This window comes from Xenorhabdus doucetiae (genome assembly GCF_000968195.1).
GTDB lineage: Bacteria > Pseudomonadota > Gammaproteobacteria > Enterobacterales > Enterobacteriaceae > Xenorhabdus > Xenorhabdus doucetiae.
In genome coordinates this window covers 3683869-3701227 of the sequence record NZ_FO704550.1, presented here as the reverse complement: position 1 = coordinate 3701227, position 17359 = coordinate 3683869, and the positions used below count along the sequence as shown (strand labels likewise).

The 17359-nt window shown below is 46.1% G+C and carries 12 protein-coding genes, 1 other RNA gene and 1 pseudogene; 5 read left to right on the top strand and 9 right to left on the bottom strand.

All coding sequences use genetic code 11. The features are described from left to right. Window positions 1–6 precede the first annotated feature (6 nt). On the bottom strand, window positions 7–4464 hold the full coding sequence (gene gltB, locus XDD1_RS16195) for a glutamate synthase large subunit (RefSeq protein ID WP_045972773.1): 4458 nt from the start codon (window positions 4462–4464) through the stop codon (window positions 7–9). 684 nt (window positions 4465–5148) lie between these two features. Between gltB and arcB the strand changes: the two genes are divergently transcribed. The 3 genes from arcB (at window position 5149) to mtgA (ending at window position 9111) form a co-directional block, all read left to right on the top strand. Then, window positions 5149–7488, top strand: a complete 2340-nt coding sequence (gene arcB / locus XDD1_RS16190; RefSeq protein ID WP_045972771.1) for an aerobic respiration two-component sensor histidine kinase ArcB — start codon at window positions 5149–5151, stop codon at window positions 7486–7488. Between the two features lie 236 nt (window positions 7489–7724). Next, window positions 7725–8378, top strand: coding sequence for an isoprenoid biosynthesis glyoxalase ElbB (gene elbB / locus XDD1_RS16185; protein ID WP_045972769.1), 654 nt, complete (start codon window positions 7725–7727; stop codon window positions 8376–8378). A gap of 4 nt (window positions 8379–8382) precedes the next feature. Next, a complete protein-coding gene (mtgA, locus tag XDD1_RS16180; RefSeq protein WP_045972767.1) occupies window positions 8383–9111 on the top strand; it encodes a monofunctional biosynthetic peptidoglycan transglycosylase in 729 nt (242 codons plus the stop codon). A gap of 80 nt (window positions 9112–9191) precedes the next feature. Here the strand turns inward: mtgA and XDD1_RS16175 are convergent, their stop codons facing one another. From XDD1_RS16175 to XDD1_RS16140, 8 genes and pseudogenes are all read right to left on the bottom strand, one after another. Further along, window positions 9192–9455 carry a PAAR domain-containing protein gene (locus tag XDD1_RS16175; RefSeq protein WP_052705733.1) on the bottom strand — a complete coding sequence of 88 codons (264 nt, stop codon included), beginning with the start codon at window positions 9453–9455 and terminating at the stop codon, window positions 9192–9194. Between the two features lie 145 nt (window positions 9456–9600). Further along, entirely contained in the window at window positions 9601–10290 is a 690-nt protein-coding gene (locus XDD1_RS16170; protein WP_045972765.1) for a hypothetical protein, read from the bottom strand. Beyond that, a pseudogene (locus XDD1_RS16165) lies at window positions 10274–11323 on the bottom strand (IS630 family transposase). The gene XDD1_RS16170 and the pseudogene XDD1_RS16165 overlap by 17 nt, the downstream one beginning before the upstream one ends. A gap of 230 nt (window positions 11324–11553) precedes the next feature. After that, window positions 11554–12234, bottom strand: a complete 681-nt coding sequence (locus tag XDD1_RS20115) for a type VI secretion system baseplate subunit TssF (RefSeq protein ID WP_045972763.1) — start codon at window positions 12232–12234, stop codon at window positions 11554–11556. A 214-nt stretch (window positions 12235–12448) separates the two neighbouring features. Then, entirely contained in the window at window positions 12449–13024 is a 576-nt protein-coding gene (dolP, locus tag XDD1_RS16155; RefSeq protein WP_045972762.1) for a division/outer membrane stress-associated lipid-binding lipoprotein, read from the bottom strand. Window positions 13025–13035: 11 nt separating this feature from the next. Beyond that, window positions 13036–13626 (bottom strand): DnaA initiator-associating protein DiaA, encoded by a 591-nt coding sequence (gene diaA, locus XDD1_RS16150; RefSeq protein ID WP_045972760.1) that lies wholly within the window; start codon window positions 13624–13626, stop codon window positions 13036–13038. Between the two features lie 51 nt (window positions 13627–13677). Beyond that, entirely contained in the window at window positions 13678–14061 is a 384-nt protein-coding gene (locus tag XDD1_RS16145) for a YraN family protein (RefSeq protein ID WP_045972758.1), read from the bottom strand. A 38-nt stretch (window positions 14062–14099) separates the two neighbouring features. Further along, window positions 14100–15899 carry a penicillin-binding protein activator gene (locus tag XDD1_RS16140; RefSeq protein WP_084721154.1) on the bottom strand — a complete coding sequence of 600 codons (1800 nt, stop codon included), beginning with the start codon at window positions 15897–15899 and terminating at the stop codon, window positions 14100–14102. Window positions 15900–15962: 63 nt separating this feature from the next. On the opposite strand from XDD1_RS16140, the gene rsmI reads away from it, so the two are divergent. Beyond that, window positions 15963–16871: a 16S rRNA (cytidine(1402)-2'-O)-methyltransferase gene (gene rsmI / locus XDD1_RS16135; protein WP_045972756.1), complete on the top strand. Its 909-nt coding sequence runs from the start codon at window positions 15963–15965 to the stop codon at window positions 16869–16871. Window positions 16872–16913: 42 nt separating this feature from the next. Then, an RNA gene (gene rnpB, locus XDD1_RS18565) (RNase P RNA component class A) lies at window positions 16914–17300 on the top strand. Window positions 17301–17359: the final 59 nt, after the last annotated feature.

The following is a 17359-nucleotide window of genomic DNA, read 5'->3' as shown; positions in this document are numbered from 1 at the left end:
GACTCCTTACTGTGCCTGAACCCGCAGTTCTGCTGAAGAACGGCTACGGTGCCCTAACAATGCACTGACATCACTGGATTTAGGTTTGACCAATGCGAATTTATTGACCCATTGAGACCAATTTTCCAGAATGCTTTCGCCGTGTTGAGAGTGGGTCAGGCGCACGTGTTCGGTGATTAACCCCCGCAGATGCTCTTTATGAATGGCAAGGGTATCGATTGAGAGCACTTCCACCAGTTCGGGATTGACGCGCTTGCGGAAGTCATCAAATTCATCCAGCACATAAGCAAATCCCCCGGTCATGCCGGCGCCGAAATTGACGCCGGTGCTGCCCAGCACACAGACAATCCCGCCGGTCATATATTCACAGCCATTGTCGCCGATCCCTTCAATCACCGTGATAGCCCCTGAATTACGCACGGCGAAACGTTCGCCGGCATGTCCGGCAGCAAAGAGTTTCCCGCCGGTTGCCCCATACAGGCAGGTATTGCCGATAATCGTGGTTTCGTGACTTTTAAAGGCTGAACCGGCAGGGGGAAGGATCGCAATGCGGCCGCCAGCCATCCCCTTACCGACATAATCATTGGCATCGCCGATTAACGTCAGTTCAACACCGGCTGCGTTCCAGACGCCAAAACTTTGTCCGGCGGTTCCACTGAAATTCAGTTTGATCGGATCGGCCGCCCGCCCCTGATCACCATACCGAGCCGCAATCTCACCGGAGAGAGAAGCACCCACAGAGCGATCCGTATTTTGGATATCAAAATAGAAGGTCTTGCTTTGCGAGTTCTCCACATAAGGCATCGCCTGGGTGACGATGAGTTTATTCAGCGTACCCTGGTCAAAAGGAGGATTACCTTCTGTGCAATGCAGCGCTTTACCCGTGTGAGGCTCTGCGGTTTCCAGCAAAGGCTCAAGATTGAGCTTGCTTTGCTTGGCCGAAATTCCCTCAAGGATTGCCAGCAAGTCTGTCCGGCCAATCAGGTCAGTCAGTTTTTTCACCCCTAATTGCGCCATTAACTCGCGTGTTTCCTGCGCAATAAAGCGGAAATAATGCATGACGCGTTCCGGCAGGCCGTGATAATGAGATTGGCGCAGTTTTTCGTCTTGCGTCGCAACACCGGTCGCGCAGTTATTTAAGTGGCAGATCCGCAGATATTTACAGCCGAGAGCTACCATTGGGCCGGTGCCGAAACCGAAACTTTCGGCTCCTAAAATAGCCGCTTTGATGATATCCAGCCCGGTTTTCAATCCACCGTCAACCTGAAGGCGGATTTTATGGCGCAGCCCATTGGCAACCAGTGCTTGTTGGGTTTCCACCAGCCCCAATTCCCACGGGCAACCTGCGTATTTGACTGAAGACAACGGGCTTGCTCCCGTTCCGCCATCGTATCCGGCAATGGTGATCAGGTCGGCATAGGCTTTGGCAACACCGGTGGCAATGGTGCCTACTCCGGGTTCGGAAACCAGTTTGACCGAGATCAGCGCCTTTGGATTGACCTGCTTAAGATCGAAAATCAATTGAGCCAGATCTTCAATTGAATAAATATCGTGATGGGGCGGCGGAGAAATCAGGGTCACGCCCGGAACCGAATAGCGCAGCTTGGCAATATAAGGCGTGACCTTATCGCCCGGCAATTGGCCGCCTTCCCCGGGTTTTGCGCCTTGGGCGACTTTTATCTGGATCACATCGGCACTGGCCAAATACGCGGGCGTCACCCCAAACCGGCCGGAGGCGACTTGCTTAATGCGGGATACTTTCTTGGTATGATAACGCGCGGGATCTTCCCCACCTTCGCCAGAGTTAGAAAAACCACCCAGCGTATTCATCGCTTCTGCCAGCGCCTCATGAGCCTCAGGGCTGAGTGCACCGATTGACATGGCGGCAGTATCAAAACGCTTAAACAGAGCTTCTGCCGGTTCCACATCGTCAATGCTGACGGGTTCACCTTTAGGCGCAAGCGTCAATAGATCGCGTAATGTGGCGATGGGACGCCCATTAACCAGCTCGGCATATTTCAGGTAATCACGGTAATCGCCACTGTGAACGGCGGCCTGCAAGGTACTGACAATATCCGGGTTATAAGCGTGATATTCGCCATTATGCACATATTTCAGCAGCCCTCCTTGATCGATGGTGTGGCGATGCAGCCATGCCCGTTTGGCAAGGTTACGCAGATCTTGTTCAAAATCGCTGAAATCTGCCCCGCCAATACGACTGACGACGCCATTGAAACAAATGTCTGTCACATCGGGATGCAACCCGACGGCTTCAAACAATTTGGAACAGCGATAAGAGGAGATGGTAGAGATGCCCATTTTGGACATAATCTTATACAGCCCCTTATTGATGCCATTGCGGTAATTCAGCATAACGCGGGCATACGGCGTATTGATGGTGCCGTCGTCCACCATTTTCCCCAGTGACTCATAGGCCAGATAGGGGTAAACCGCAGTCGCGCCAAAACCGATCAAGACCGCAAAATGATGGGGATCACGTGCACCGGCGGTTTCGACGATCAAATTGGTATCACAGCGCAGGTTTTTCTCCACCAAACAGTGCTGGATCGCCCCGACCGCCATAGGCGCAGGAATGGGCACGTTTTCTGGTGCAATATTGCGATCGGACAGCACCAGTAATACAGCCCCATGGCGAGCGAGATCTTCCGCTCTTTCACATAACGTTGAAACCGCCTGTTTCAGCGAGGTTTCCTGTGGATTGAAGGTCAAATCCAAGCGTTCAGCGCGATAATAGGACTCCTGATGGGTGGTCAGTTGCACAAAATCCGAGTAGAGCAGAACCGGTGATTCAAAGCACAGCCGATGCGCCTGTCCCTCCGCTTCACAAAAAACATTCATTTCCCGCCCGATGCGCGTCGCCAGTGACATCACATGGGCTTCACGCAAGGGATCGATGGGGGGATTGGTGACTTGGGCGAATTGCTGGCGAAAATAGTCGTAGATAATGCGCGGGCGGCTGGAAAGCACGGCCAGCGGCGTATCATCGCCCATTGAACCTGTCGCTTCTTGGCCATTTTCGCCGAGGGTACGGATGATTTGATCCAACTCTTCATTACTGTAGGCAAACTGTTTGTGATAAGTCGCCAACAAGCGATCATCCAAATCCCGTTGCCCGACTTGTTCTTCCGGCAACGCTTCAAATGGGATCAAACGCTTAACATTTTTCTCCAGCCATTCTTTATAAGGATGGCGGCTTTTTAAATCATTATCCGTCTCAGCCGAGTGGAGAATACGGCCCTCATAGGTATCGATGACCATTAATTCACCCGGCCCAACACGGCCTTTCTCGACAACTTCATCAGGCTGGTAATCCCAAATACCGACTTCGGAAGCACAGGTAATCAGCTTATCTTTGGTGATCACATAACGGGCAGGGCGCAGGCCATTACGATCCAGATTACAGGCGGCATAGCGCCCGTCGGAAATAACGATGCCGGCCGGCCCATCCCAGGGTTCCATGTGCATGGAATTAAAATCGAAAAACGCCCGCAGATCCTCATCCATATCCGGGTTATTTTGCCAGGCTGGTGGAACGAGCAAACGCATTGCGCGGATTAAATCCATCCCCCCATTGAGAAACAGTTCCAGCATGTTATCCAGTGAACTGGAATCAGATCCCGTTTCATTCACAAAAGGCGCGGCAGTCTGTAAATCAGGGATAAGCGGCGTGCGGAACTTATAGGCCCGCGCCTTGGCCCACTCACGGTTTCCCGTAATAGTGTTGATTTCCCCATTGTGAGCCAGATAACGAAAGGGCTGTGCCAACGGCCAGCGGGGCACTGTATTGGTTGAAAAGCGCTGATGGAACAAACAAATAGCAGATTCCATGCGCAAATCGGCTAAATCGGGGTAGAAACGCGGTAAATCCGCCGCCATGCACAGCCCTTTATAAATCGTAACCAGATTGGACAGGCTGCAAATATAAAAATCGTTATCGGTGATGCGTTTTTCGATGCGGCGCCGGGAAACGAACAGGCGGCGTTCCAGATCTTGCGCCCGCCATCCGGCCGGTGCGTTGATAAAAACTTGCTCAATACGGGGAAGACTGGATAAGGCAATATCACCCAAGATATCGCGATTGATAGGGACTTCCCGCCAGCCCACAATGGACAGGGTTTCATGTTGTAATTCCTGTTCGATAATATCACGACATGATTGGGCAATTTGGGCATCCTGACTGAGAAACAGCATGCCGACAGCATAATTTTTAGCGAGCCGCCATGACTGCTCGCTGGCGATCATCTGAAAGAAACGGTCTGGCTTCTGCATCAACAAACCACAGCCGTCCCCGGTTTTTCCATCCGCCAGAATCGCACCGCGGTGCTGCATCCTAGCCAGTGCGTGTATGGCGGTGCGCACCACCTTGTGGCTTGGCTCTCCTTCAATATGTGCGATTAACCCAAAGCCACAGTTATCTTTTTCCTGCAATCTATCATACAACATTGTAACGCTCCCCAAGTTCTGTCCGACTTTCTGTCTGACTCTCACATCACTCGCGAGATGGTCTAGAGATCTATTATTTCTACGGGCGTCTAATTCGCGCCCTCAGTAAAACGCCACTTGTTTTATTGGCATTAACAAGCGGTAAATCAAAATGATGTTATGTCATTTGTCACTGCATAAATATGAATCAGATAATTCTCTGACGGGTGATTTTCAGTGAATTCCCAACTTAACGGTAAAAATAGAGTAGGTCAAATAGTGTTAAATCACGTTTTTTGGCGATATTTTCTCTTTATTTTGTTGATTTTAATGAGTAAATAACGAATTTTTTGATTTTGTGACCAAGATCATTTCTATTAAATGATGTGAGTTATATCACTAAAATCACCACATTATCTATTTTAGATATGCTTTGAAACGTATTATTTGCGATATTTTAATCTAATTTTTCATCATAAATCGGATTTATATTGCATATTTTTCGATTTCTAAGAGAAAGTGATTGGGCGTTTTTTCGTCTAAAAAAGGATAACTGAAACTCAATTGCATAATTATTCTTATTTGTTGATGTTTTATTCCTTGCGGGAAATTGAGGGTAATATCCCTTAACGAAGTTGGGATTTTTTTACGTTATGATTCAATTTGGTGACTTTGACTGGGAATAATTTTTTACTGGGAGCGGTTATGAAACTCATTCGGGGGCTTGCCCAATATTATGTCGATTTAATGATGAAACTGGGGCTGGTGCGCTTTTCCCTATTACTGGCATCTGCTTTGGTGATCCTTGCGATGGCTATGCAGATGGCGGTGACATTCGTACTGCATGGAGAAGTACAGCTTATTGATTTAATTCGCTCCATCTTTTTTGGTTTATTGATTACTCCTTGGGCGGTCTATTTTCTCTCCATTGTTGTCGAGCAACTTGAAGAGTCCCGCCAGCGCTTATCGAGTCTGGTGGCAAAACTGGAAGAAATGCGTCAGCGTGATGCGACCTTAAACCAACAACTCAAAGAAAACATTGCGCAATTGAATCAGGAGATCAGTGACAGGGAAAAGGCGGAAAAAGCCCATTTGGTTTTGCTGGATAAGCTCAAACTGGAGATGGAGCACCGCGAAAAAACCCAGATTGAACTTGAACAGCAATCCGTACTGTTGCGTTCATTTCTGGATGCTTCGCCGGATTTGGTTTATTACCGCAATGAAGATAACGAATTTTCCGGCTGTAACCGGGCGATGGAGTTACTGACGGGCAAAAGCGAAAAACAGCTTATTGGCCTGACGCCGACGGATGTTTACGACAAAGAAATTGCCAGTAAGGTGATGGAAACCGACGAAAAAGTCTTTCGCCACAATGTCTCCCTGACTTACGAACAATGGCTGGTTTATCCCGATGGGCGCAAGGCCTGTTTTGAACTCAGGAAAGTCCCTTTTTACGATCGCGTTGGCAAACGGCATGGGCTTATGGGATTTGGGCGCGATATCACGGAGCGTAAGCGCTATCAGGATGCGTTGGAGAACGCCAGCAGGGATAAGACGACGTTTATCTCCACGATTAGCCATGAGCTTCGTACGCCTTTAAATGGCATCGTGGGCCTGAGCCGGATCTTGCTGGATACCGACTTAACCCCAGAGCAAAGTAAATACTTGGAAACGATCCATGTCAGCGCCATTACTTTGGGTAATATTTTCAATGATATCATTGAATTAGATAAAATTGAGCGTCGTAAGATCCAGCTTGATAACCAACCGATTGACTTCACGGGGTTTATGACCGATTTGGAGAACATTTCAGGCTTATTAGCGCAGCCGAAAGGGATTAAATTTGTTCTGGAACCAGAGCAACCATTACCCGCCAAGGTGCTGACCGATGGAACCCGTTTGCGCCAAATCTTGTGGAACCTGATTAGCAATGCCGTGAAATTTACCCCTAAAGGGGAAATTAAGGTGCGTATCTGGCGTGAAGAAGGGGAGCGCTTATTGTTTGAAGTGACGGACTCCGGTATTGGTATTCCTGCTGATGAGCTGGAAAAAATCTTCGCCATGTATTATCAGGTCAAAGACAGTGCGGGCGGGCGTCCTGCCACCGGCACCGGGATTGGCCTTGCTGTTTCGAAGCGCCTTGCCCAAAGTATGGGCGGGGATATCGTAGTGAAAAGTACATTAGGCAAAGGTTCTTGCTTCACGTTGTCTGTCATTGCCCCTGCCATTGATGAACAGCCCGAAGGGAAAGTTGAACAAGAGACGATGCCGTTGCCGGCACTTAACATCTTACTGGTCGAAGATATTGAATTGAACGTCATTGTGGCTCGTTCCGTACTGGAGAAACTGGGCAACAGTGTGGATGTTGCCATGAACGGTCATGATGCACTGGCCATGTTTGATCCTGATGAATATGACTTAGTGTTACTGGATATCCAATTGCCGGATATGACGGGGCTGGATATCGCCCGCCAATTGCACCAGCGTTACGCTTCTCAATCCTTACCGCCTTTGATCGCGCTGACGGCGAATGTATTAAAGGATAAAAAAGAATATCTTGATGCCGGCATGGATGGGGTGCTCAATAAACCTTTATCCGTCAAAGAATTGACTACCGTGATAGAAAAATATTGGGGTAAGGGAGCGGAATCTGAAAACATTTTACCGGAGGTGGATATGATGAATCGCGATGAAGAACGGCTGGATACGGAGATGCTAAACCAATATATCGAACTGGTGGGGGCAAAAATGATTGCCGATAACCTGGCTATTTTTGAAACCATGATGCCCGGTTACCTTGCCTTGCTGGACTCCAATATGACCGCCAGAGATCAAAAAGGGATCACGGAAGAAGCGCATAAGATTAAGGGAGCGGCGGGTTCGGTAGGGTTACGCCATTTACAGCAATTGGCGCAACAGATTCAGTCACCGGATTTACCTGCGTGGTGGGACAATGTTCAGGAGTGGGTGGATGAGTTAAAGTTGGAATGGAAGCAGGATATAGAAATATTAAGAAATTGGTTACCAAGCGTTACAAAAAAATAACCCCAACCGAAGTTGGGGTGCGCTAATACTGCGCCAACACCAGGGAAACTTGTTTACCCGCTTATCTATGGTTTATTTTCGATGCGAGCAATGAAAGAATTCTTTCACACAGAACACAAGTACCAACATAGCAAAGATAAGAATTTTTGTTACAAGATTCATTAAAATCTGTGATGAAGATTGGTGTTTAACCCTCTAAGGGGTTAAGCATTAATCTACTACAAATGGAGAGGAATATGAAATCGGTTGCCGTTATATTGAGTGGATGTGGAGTGTACGACGGAAGTGAAATTCACGAATCCGTTCTGACTATGCTCTCTTTAAGCCGTCTTGGTGCCAAAGTGTCTTTTTTTTCGCCTGATGAGGTACAACATCATGTTATTAATCACCTTAATGGAGAAGAGAAAGCAGAAAGCCGCCACATAATGGAAGAGTCAGCCCGTATAACACGGGGAAATATACAGCCTTTATCCAAAGTTAATATCAATGAGTTGGATGCGTTAATTATTCCCGGTGGTTTTGGTGCTGCCAAAAATTTATGTAATTTCGCATTCAAAGGATCAGATTGTGAAATAAATAAGGAATTATTAAGTATCGTGCAGGGCTTGCACCAGCAAGGTAAGCCGATGGGGTTTATATGTATTGCCCCGGTGATGGTGCCTAAAATATTAGGCAAACCGATAAAAGTCACCATCGGCAACGATCCAGAAACTGTGGCTCAAATAGAGAAGATGGGCGGGGTACATATTGAGTGTCCTGTTGATGATGTTATTATTGATTTTGAACACAAAATTGTAACAACACCCGCCTATATGCTCGCCGAATCTTTGGCTCAAGCGGAAAAGGGAATTGATAAATTGGTGAGAAAAATATGGGAAATGATTGAGTAAACGGATGAGAAATCCTTTTTCAATAGTGTGGCACTGGCTGAAAAGAATTGTCGTGTCGATCACAGTTCTATGGTTTGTTGCTGTCATCGCTTTTTCATTTCTGCCGGTGCCGTTTTCCATGATAATGATTGAGAGACAACTTGGCGCCTTAGCGTCAATTAATTTCTCTTATGTTTCTCGTTCAACATGGGTGGACCAGAATCAAATTTCACCTTATATGGCATTAGCCGTTATGGCCGCAGAAGATCAAAAATTCCCAAAACATTGGGGATTTGATTTTGATGCTATCGAAACGGCTATGGCATATAACAAAAAATATCAGAAACGAATTCGGGGAGCGTCAACCATTTCCCAGCAAACCAGCAAGAATTTATTTCTCTGGGAAGGGCGTAGTTGGATAAGAAAGGGGTTAGAGGCGGGAATGACCACCGTGTTAGAATTATTGTGGTCAAAGCAACGTATTTTAACGGTCTATCTGAATATTGCTGAGTTTGGCGATGGCATTTTTGGCGTTGAGGAAGCCGCCCGGCGTTATTTCGGCAAACCTGCCAGCCGCTTAACGGCTTCTGAATCTGCCTTGCTCGCTGCTGTGTTGCCGAACCCGCATCGTTATAAAGTCAATGCGCCCTCCAAATATGTATTGCAGCGTCAACAATGGATTTTACGGCAAATGCAGTTAATGGGGGGCGTGAATTATTTGAAACAAAATGATTTGCGATGGGAGAGGCGATAAGCCCTTTCCTCTCCCTATGATGCAGCCACATGCAATTTGCGTTTCTCCGCCTTATATCAAATAAGGCGGAATTTATTTGATTAAGCCAGAAAATCTTTCTGGCTGGCAATCAGCTTAGCACCACAGGCGGTTTGCATACCTTCCAGCGCAATCGGCGTACCATGCGACTTCAACGATTCACTCCCATCAATAATCGGATACGTTCCCTCGCATTTTGGACAAGTGACCAAATCGCCTTTGCCGGCAACCGGCACGCCCTGATAGGTATAACCGCCAATTGCGGTGATCACCTTGCCACCGTGATCGGTGGCATCATTTAAAAGAATCACTGCTTTACCTGCCATGTTTATCTCTCCGTTGTCATAGTGATATTTTTTAATATCCCAGTATCAAAAATGCTTTTTGTGGTGTTTACGATGAGACTTCGTAAAATGAACTGCGATATTATTATCACGGTTCCTGCTGTTTAATGTGTTGATTAAATAACGTTTATTGTGACTCCCACTGAGATGTATTATTTATTTTCCAATAGTCAATAGAGTCTCTGTTTAAGTCTATTTTACCGTCTGGGTATTCAACTCTGGATGGTTCCCCGCCTCCAGGGATAATAATCTTAGTGATTTTTGATTCATCTAATTTGGGATTGTAGTGAATATATCCATTCATTTTCTTTGATAGAAAAATTGTTGAATCCCCTTCTCCATTGGGTTTAATAAAAAATATTCTTTTATATTTCCCTTTAACTTCTTCATGAACGGGATAAAGTGTAGAAGTATAGTTTATAGTGTTATTTAGTTTGTCTTGATTAATTTTTCTATTTTTTTTGTCTTCTATATTTTTTATATGAAATACGGCCATTTTTCCTGTGCTAATCTGAATGTTTTTATCAATAACGTTTTTTTTATTATACTCAAGTCCTATTTTAATTGTACTTAGCTTCCAGTTACACCACCCCCTTCCATTAATAGGAATCTTTGTTTCTAATTTATCATTTTTATTAGGTTTTATGTCCCATTTAATCTCTCTTGTTCTATATTTTCTTCCGTTAGGAAGAAAATCTGAATCTAATTGTATTGTTGAGCATTTACTGGAAAAGTATTCTGCAAAAATTTTTGGTTTAGTATTATATGAAGAAATGCTTGATATTATAATAAATAGGTTTTCATAATTGTGATACACCCATTTTTCTCATCCCCGGTTTCTGCTGTTGTAAGGAAGCGGTTTCCATGAAGATTTTGACATGGTGAAGCAACTGCCACATAAATTGGCAGCAGTGGTTTCGTGTCACGGTTTCATGCAAGGATTGCCATAGACGTTCAATTTTATTCAACCACGGGGAATAGGACGGTAAAAAGAGAAGGTTAAATTGGGGATTTTTTGCCAGCCAAACCCTGACCTTCCGGCTCTTATGAATGCAATAGTTATCTAAAAATTAACCGGGATTTTTTTGGGCACTGGTATATTGATTATTAATTTATTCCTAACAATTGATTAAATAATTTTGAGTTCTTTCCCCAAGCCACCGAAATTACGTGATTTTTTTTGTTTTCGCCTTGAGGCAACCGGCAAGGTAGTGTTTTGGGTCTTTCCCGGGGGTAACAACACGCTTTTGCTGTCCTTTGAAGCCCCAGTCTGCACGATTTTTCGGTTAAAGGTTGATGTCCACTTCATCTTCATATAAGACAGGATGTTCCCCTGAGGCATTGGATAACGCCTCGCTGATTTTGGCCATTTTTTCATCATACTCAGGGTCAGGTAATTTTAAGGTTGGCGCCGCCCTTCGCCAAACGATGCCCGCCCGACAAAAGTAGCGATAGAGTGTACTTTGAGAGAGCGATATATTCAGTATCTCATTGATTTTAAGTGTAATCAGTTCAAGGCTCCATCGTGAACGGAGATAGCCAAGATGTTGTGGAGAGTGCTGTAATAAGAAAGAAATGACGGAGAGAAGCGGGGCTAAATTCCAGATGGCAGGCCTTCCCGCAGGGAGGCTTTTAAGCCCTTCCAACCCGTATAATGTTAACCAATTTACCCAACGATTAACTGAAGAACGTGAACAGTGAAGCGTTCTGGAAACGTGAGAAACCGTACTCCCTTCATGCAACATCAAGAGCGCGGTGAGGCGACGTGCATAGTTCTTATCCCGGGTTTTCTGGATAGCTTTTTTCATTTGACGTCGTTCATTTCGGGGTATTGATGTTATGATTGGCATGACTCAGTCCATTTTGGGATTTGTTTTGATTTGGCGATTAATCAGATCGCGAAAATCGGACTGAGTTCCCTTCAAGTGATCTACTATTTTGAAAACCTATTTATATTGACCATTGTATTGTGGGTTAATTGGAAAGTATTTATCGATCTGAGAATCGATGACTTCACCACATCCTGATAAGAATGGAGTAATTGAAGTAATAAAAATAAATTTTACTTTATTCATACCAATTAGCTCTTATTAGATTTTTCATTGTGTATAAAATAATCGAACGCTCGTTTCCCTGACTCACTTTCTTGACTAAAAGATAGTCGTGAACCAATTTGTTGCTCTAGTTTTAAAAAATATTGATAATTTAAATACTCCTCTTTCAATTCATCTCTTTGTTTATTCATCTTATCTTTAAAATTTTGCATCTTTTCCTTATAAATTATATTGTTATCAGGGATGCATAATGAAACGAGTTTTTCTTTTATAAAGTCTATATAAACTCCACTAAAATGATGAAGTATATTATTTGAGTTTGACTTATTGGGTTGCCTGTGATTTGGAAAGAAATTTTCGATTGCAGAATCGTTTGGTAATAATGATGGAACTAAATAGAAATTAAATTCTATCTTTTGGGGGGTGTTTATTGGAGAAATCAGATTTGCAGTGGAACCGTATATAACCTCTCCTTTAACCGGCGTGCCGGCCGGGATGTCAACGGTACCCTGTTGCTCTCCATCGGTGGGATAAAACTGCATGATTGTTGTGGGCGGAATGGGACTCAGGGCTAACGGCCAGATGCGGGACAGGATACCGTGGGTAATTTCGGGAAAATCATCTTCCAGCTTATCCCGTAAGTTGGAAACCAGCGCCCGCAGGTAGGCCAATACTTTCAGGTACAGCGATTCCTTATTGTTTTTCATTTAACTTTTTATATCCCTAATGCAATGATTAATAATTAATCGGCACATTATGGATAAAGTTTACGCAAAATCAATTGGCTATAATTAAAGGTGATTTATTGCTCTCATTTATTGATTGAAAATATTGATTAAATTCAAATTTTTTATGATTTGGGAAAAGTCTTAAGAGCAGCAAATAAAAAAGCGGCATAGATTCGTGCCGCTTTGATAATTTTCAGTTGAGATAGGTAAATGCGGTGGTGACTCGTTTTATGCCGCTGGTTTCGCTGGCGATTTTCGCCGCGGCAGCGCCTTCTTGTTGTGTGACGATGCCAAACAAAAAGACTTCACCATCTTCTGTCACCACTTTGATGCTGGATGATTTCACGGCATCGCTGGCTAAAATTTTGGAGCGTACTTTGGTTGTCAACCAAGTATCCGCGGAGGCCGTGGCTAACGTGACGGGATTACCCTGACGGATCTCGTTATATACCACGTCGGTGCCTTCAATTTTTGACGCAATCTGTTTTGCCCGTTCAGCCAGAGCCATATTCGGGCTTTGGCCTGTTAAAAGAATTTTACCCTGATACACCGTCACGACCACGCGGGCCTGGGACTTGATTTGTGCGTCCTTACTGATGGCATTGCTGACACGTGCTTCCAGCGTGGTATCGTCAACTTGTTGCCCGACGGTTCGCGGATCTGAACCGGCTTTTGTGGCAATCGCAGCGGAACCCACGACGGCGGCACCAATACATCCCTGCAATAGCATGGCACTGAAACAGACCAATAATAGAGAAAATAACCGCATGACTTGGCTCCTTATTCATCCTGATGAGGAAATAACGTGTTGTCGATTAAGTCGCACAGGCAGTTGATTGTCAACATATGAACTTCTTGTATTCTGACGCTGTGATGTGAGGGTATGCGTATCTCAACATCCTGAGGGCCGAGTAAACCCGCCAGTTCGCCGCCATCGTAGCCCGTCAGTGCGACAATCGTCATATCACGTGTCACCGCCGCTTCCACCGCTTTGATGATGTCCCGACTGTTGCCGTGGGTCGAAATGGCAAGCAGGACGTCCCCGGCATGTCCCAGCGCCCTGACTTGCTTGGCGTAGATTTCGTCAGGCTGCTTACTATTGGCGATAGCCGTGACCACGACATTATCAGCATTCAGCGACAGAGCAGGCAGACTTGGCCGATCGGTTTCAAAGCGGTTGATCATGCTGGCGGCAAAACGTTGTGCGGTTGCGGCAGACCCACCGTTACCACAGCAAAGAATTTTGTTGCCGTTCAGCAGTGATTGCACCATCATCATTGCGGCGCGTGCTATGGCGTCGGGTAATGCTTCTGCTGCTGCGATCTGAGTTTGAATACTCTCTGTAAAGCAGACTTTAATTCTATCCAGCACGTTATGACCTATGTATATTGGAATTATTGAGTTAGCGAGAACATTGAGCACCTAATAAAACAGGCTCTCATTCAGGGTGAAGGCGTTTTTCAGCCATTCAAATTTCTGTCCTGTTATGGCACAAACATCAAAACGGCACGGTGCCGTTTCCAGACATTCATTGCGTTGGGACAGCCAGACAGCCGCTGTATACAAGAGCTTTCTGCGCTTACTTTGGGTAATTGTAGCAATGGCTCCACCATATTGTGCATTCTGGCGGAAACGGACTTCAACAAATACCCATGTGTGTCTATCACGCATAATCAGATCGATTTCCCCGCCACGAATTTTCACATTCTCAGCAACGAAGACAAGCCCTTGTTTTTGCAAAAACAGTTTAACCTGATGTTCATAATGGCGCCCCAGCGCATAGTGATTGTTCGTCGGTTTTTTCATCCTGAAATGACCACGATATTTTTAATCATAGAGAATAATCACAACGTATTATTCACCTTATTGGGATTATTCCCTTGGCCAGCACTATTGGTATCAGTACCATCGGTATTTTCTGGGTTATCGATACCTTCTGGATTATGGGTATTTTCAGTGCGATTTTCGAGAGTGATGCGTCCATGATTGAATTGCATCCAAGGCAACTGACGCAAGACGGTACAGTTATCTGTCACGGAAAGCTCTCCCGAAGCGCCGCTCAGGTGGAATCCCATTTCTTGCTGCATTTGGGTAAATTGATTGGCCAGTGACCACGCATCAATGCCCATGGCATAGAGGCGCATCAGGGAATAATCATTGGCAAATTTTTGGGCTGCTTGCTGCATTAATGGCACATTGATGCCGGTTAGCAATGGGATGTCGCTGAACTGCATGCCATCCATCTCCAGGCGGAAATCAGGGCCTGAACCAGATTTATTACTGCGCGAACTGGCGTAGAGAGTGGGTTTTTTACGGGAACTGATGGCCATATCGATCATGGGCTTGATGATTGTCAACTCGTCTGCTGTCGCAACAATGTAAACGGCATCGACCGGGCCGGTGGCTGAACTGGCAGTACTCACCGGCGTACCGGACAAGCGAATGCCAACACCGCGATTCATGGATTGGCGCATTTCATACGGTGTGCCAAAAGTCTGTTGCAATACCGTCTGACCACCCAGTTTTTGCCACTCTTGTGCAAAGGCGTTGGCAACGCGGGTGCCTAATTCAGTACGAGGGATTAACACCAAGGGGTTACTCTTTTGCTGTTGCCAGATATGCAGGGCGGCATTTTTCGCCTCATCCTCAGGAGAGAGTGAGAAATAACAGATATTCGGCTGTCTTTGCGGCATATCGAGTTCATTAAGCGCCAGAATATTTAACGGCGTTTCAATTTGAGCCAATTGTTCCACATTGGGTTTCAGCAATGGCCCAACAACCAAGGTCACGCCATCTTGTTTAGCCTGTTCCAGCAGTTCGGTGAGTGGCTGGCTGTCGGTGTCATAGACTTTTACCGGTTGATTGTTTACTGGCTGATCATTGATAGGAGCATCATTAATCTCGGTATTTTCGGGACTGGCCGATGGTTCGGCGTTAACCGCTTCATTTGCATCGGTCGCATTGGTTGGCAATGATGATTCTGGCAACGAAGGATTTGGTAGCGATGGGTTGGGTAACGCTGGTTTTGGTAATCCTTTTTGTGCATCAAGGAAACCCTGACGAATCGCTTCACCGAATATTTTTGCCTGACCGCTCAAAGGCAGAAATAACCCAATCGTCGCAGGGCTGCCTTGGCCTTCTTGCAGCATTTGTTGCAGGGCAGTGGGTAAACTGCGCGCAGCCGGATTGTTGGGATAGCGGATTTGCCAATCGTGGATCGCCAGACGCAGTTTGTCGAGATCCTGTTTATTGGACTGCTGTTTATTGGATTGATAGGTATTGAGTAAATCAAGCCAGCCCTGCAACGTATATTCATTGGCATTAATCACCAATTCACTCATTTGCTGTGGGGAGAGTTGCGTCAGTAATTGCCAAGTCTCATCAAGGTTTTTTTGGCGGGCAGCGTCATCGGTGGCGTAAGACTCCAATGCGATGTAAGCACGGATAACCGCCAACGAGGGTTGATTGTGTGCTGCGTCAATAATGGCTTGGTAGCGGTTAATCTCTGCGCTGATATTGTCCTGAGGCGCAGAAGTGGGTTGCCCTTGCGGTTTGGGCATGGTACACCCTGCAATAATCATAGCTGACAGCAATGCTGTATAAACTAAACCAGTTTTGAAACGCACAAAAATTGAGGGAAGCATACTGTATCCAGTGATGTTTTTTTCAAAGATGCTCAATTTTAAATCGGTCATTCGGATGAAACAATGAATCAAACCAATCGAGCAGTGGTTACGACATCCACGCTGTATGTTGTGCCAACCCCTATTGGAAATTTGGGGGATATGACTCAGCGCGCTCTTGAAGTGCTTAAACATGTCGATCTGATTGCAGCAGAAGATACGCGACACACTGGCTTGTTGCTTCAACATTTTGCCATTAATGCGCGCATGTTCGCACTTCACGATCATAATGAACAGCAGAAAGCAGATCAATTGCTTACGAAGCTCGAACAAGGGGCAAGCATCGCATTGGTCTCTGATGCGGGGACACCGTTGATTAACGATCCGGGTTATCACTTGGTTCGCCGTTGCCGTGAAGCCGGCATCAATGTGGTTCCATTGCCCGGCCCTTGTGCGGCAATCACAGCCCTGTCTGCGGCTGGCTTGCCTTCCGATCGCTTTTGTTATGAAGGTTTTTTGCCTGCCAAAAGTAAGGGGCGTCAGGATACCTTGCGTGAGTTGGCACAAGAGCCACGAACGCTGATTTTCTACGAATCGACCCACCGTCTGCTGGACAGTTTAGAAGATATTGTCAAAGTGTGGGGCGCAGATCGCTATGTTGTGTTGGCGCGGGAATTGACCAAGACGTGGGAATCGATTCAAGGGATGCCCGCAGGTGAACTTCTGGCATGGGTCAGGGAAGATGAAACCCGCCGTCGGGGCGAAATGGTGCTGATTGTGGAAGGGTATCGCAAGCCCGCGGAGGATAGTTTGCCACCGGAAGCGTTGCGGACTCTGGCCGTGCTGCAAAAGGAGTTGCCATTGAAAAAAGCGGCGGCATTGGCGGCAGAGATCCACGGCGTAAAGAAAAATGCCCTGTATCGCTATTCTCTCGATAAAAACCAGTCGCTCGATCAAAACACGGCCTTGGATCAAATTGAAGAAGACGCTTAAAACCCCTATACATTGGATAGTAAACCTCTTATAATCCGCGCCGGAGTTGACCAGACAGTCGCTGCTTTATTGCTCTTTCGGGAGACGTAAAGGGGAGGAAAGTCCGGGCTCCACAGGGCAGGGTGCCAGATAACGTCTGGGAGGTGAAAGCCTACGACCAGTGCAACAGAGAGCAAACCGCCGATGGCCCAGTTTTGTTTGCAAAAACAAAGTTGGGATCAGGTAAGGGTGAAAGGGTGCGGTAAGAGCGCACCGCGCGATTGGTAACAGTTCGTGGCACGGTAAACTCCACCCGGAGCAAGACCAAATAGGGGTTCATAGGGTACGGCCCGTACCGAACCCGGGTAGGTTGCTTGAGCCAGTGCGCAAGTGCTGGCCTAGATGAATGGCTGTCCAAGACAGAACCCGGCTTATCGGTCAACTTCACAAATTTAGCCCTATAGAGCAGATGGCTTTATAGGGCTTATTTCTTTTTATTTGGCAGCAAA

Bases quoted from the DNA above. Each gene is read 5' to 3' on its own strand.
- mtgA (WP_045972767.1), top strand. From the start codon at position 8,383: ATGAGAAATCCTTTTTCAATAGTGTGGCACTGGCTGAAAAGAATTGTC.
- gltB (WP_045972773.1), bottom strand. From the start codon at position 4,464: ATGTTGTATGATAGATTGCAGGAAAAAGATAACTGTGGCTTTGGGTTA.
- XDD1_RS16140 (WP_084721154.1), bottom strand. From the start codon at position 15,899: ATGCTTCCCTCAATTTTTGTGCGTTTCAAAACTGGTTTAGTTTATACA.
- XDD1_RS20115 (WP_045972763.1), bottom strand. From the start codon at position 12,234: ATGAAAAACAATAAGGAATCGCTGTACCTGAAAGTATTGGCCTACCTG.
- rsmI (WP_045972756.1), top strand. From the start codon at position 15,963: ATGAATCAAACCAATCGAGCAGTGGTTACGACATCCACGCTGTATGTT.
- XDD1_RS16175 (WP_052705733.1), bottom strand. From the start codon at position 9,455: ATGGCAGGTAAAGCAGTGATTCTTTTAAATGATGCCACCGATCACGGT.
- elbB (WP_045972769.1), top strand. From the start codon at position 7,725: ATGAAATCGGTTGCCGTTATATTGAGTGGATGTGGAGTGTACGACGGA.
- dolP (WP_045972762.1), bottom strand. From the start codon at position 13,024: ATGCGGTTATTTTCTCTATTATTGGTCTGTTTCAGTGCCATGCTATTG.
- arcB (WP_045972771.1), top strand. From the start codon at position 5,149: ATGAAACTCATTCGGGGGCTTGCCCAATATTATGTCGATTTAATGATG.
- XDD1_RS16145 (WP_045972758.1), bottom strand. From the start codon at position 14,061: ATGAAAAAACCGACGAACAATCACTATGCGCTGGGGCGCCATTATGAA.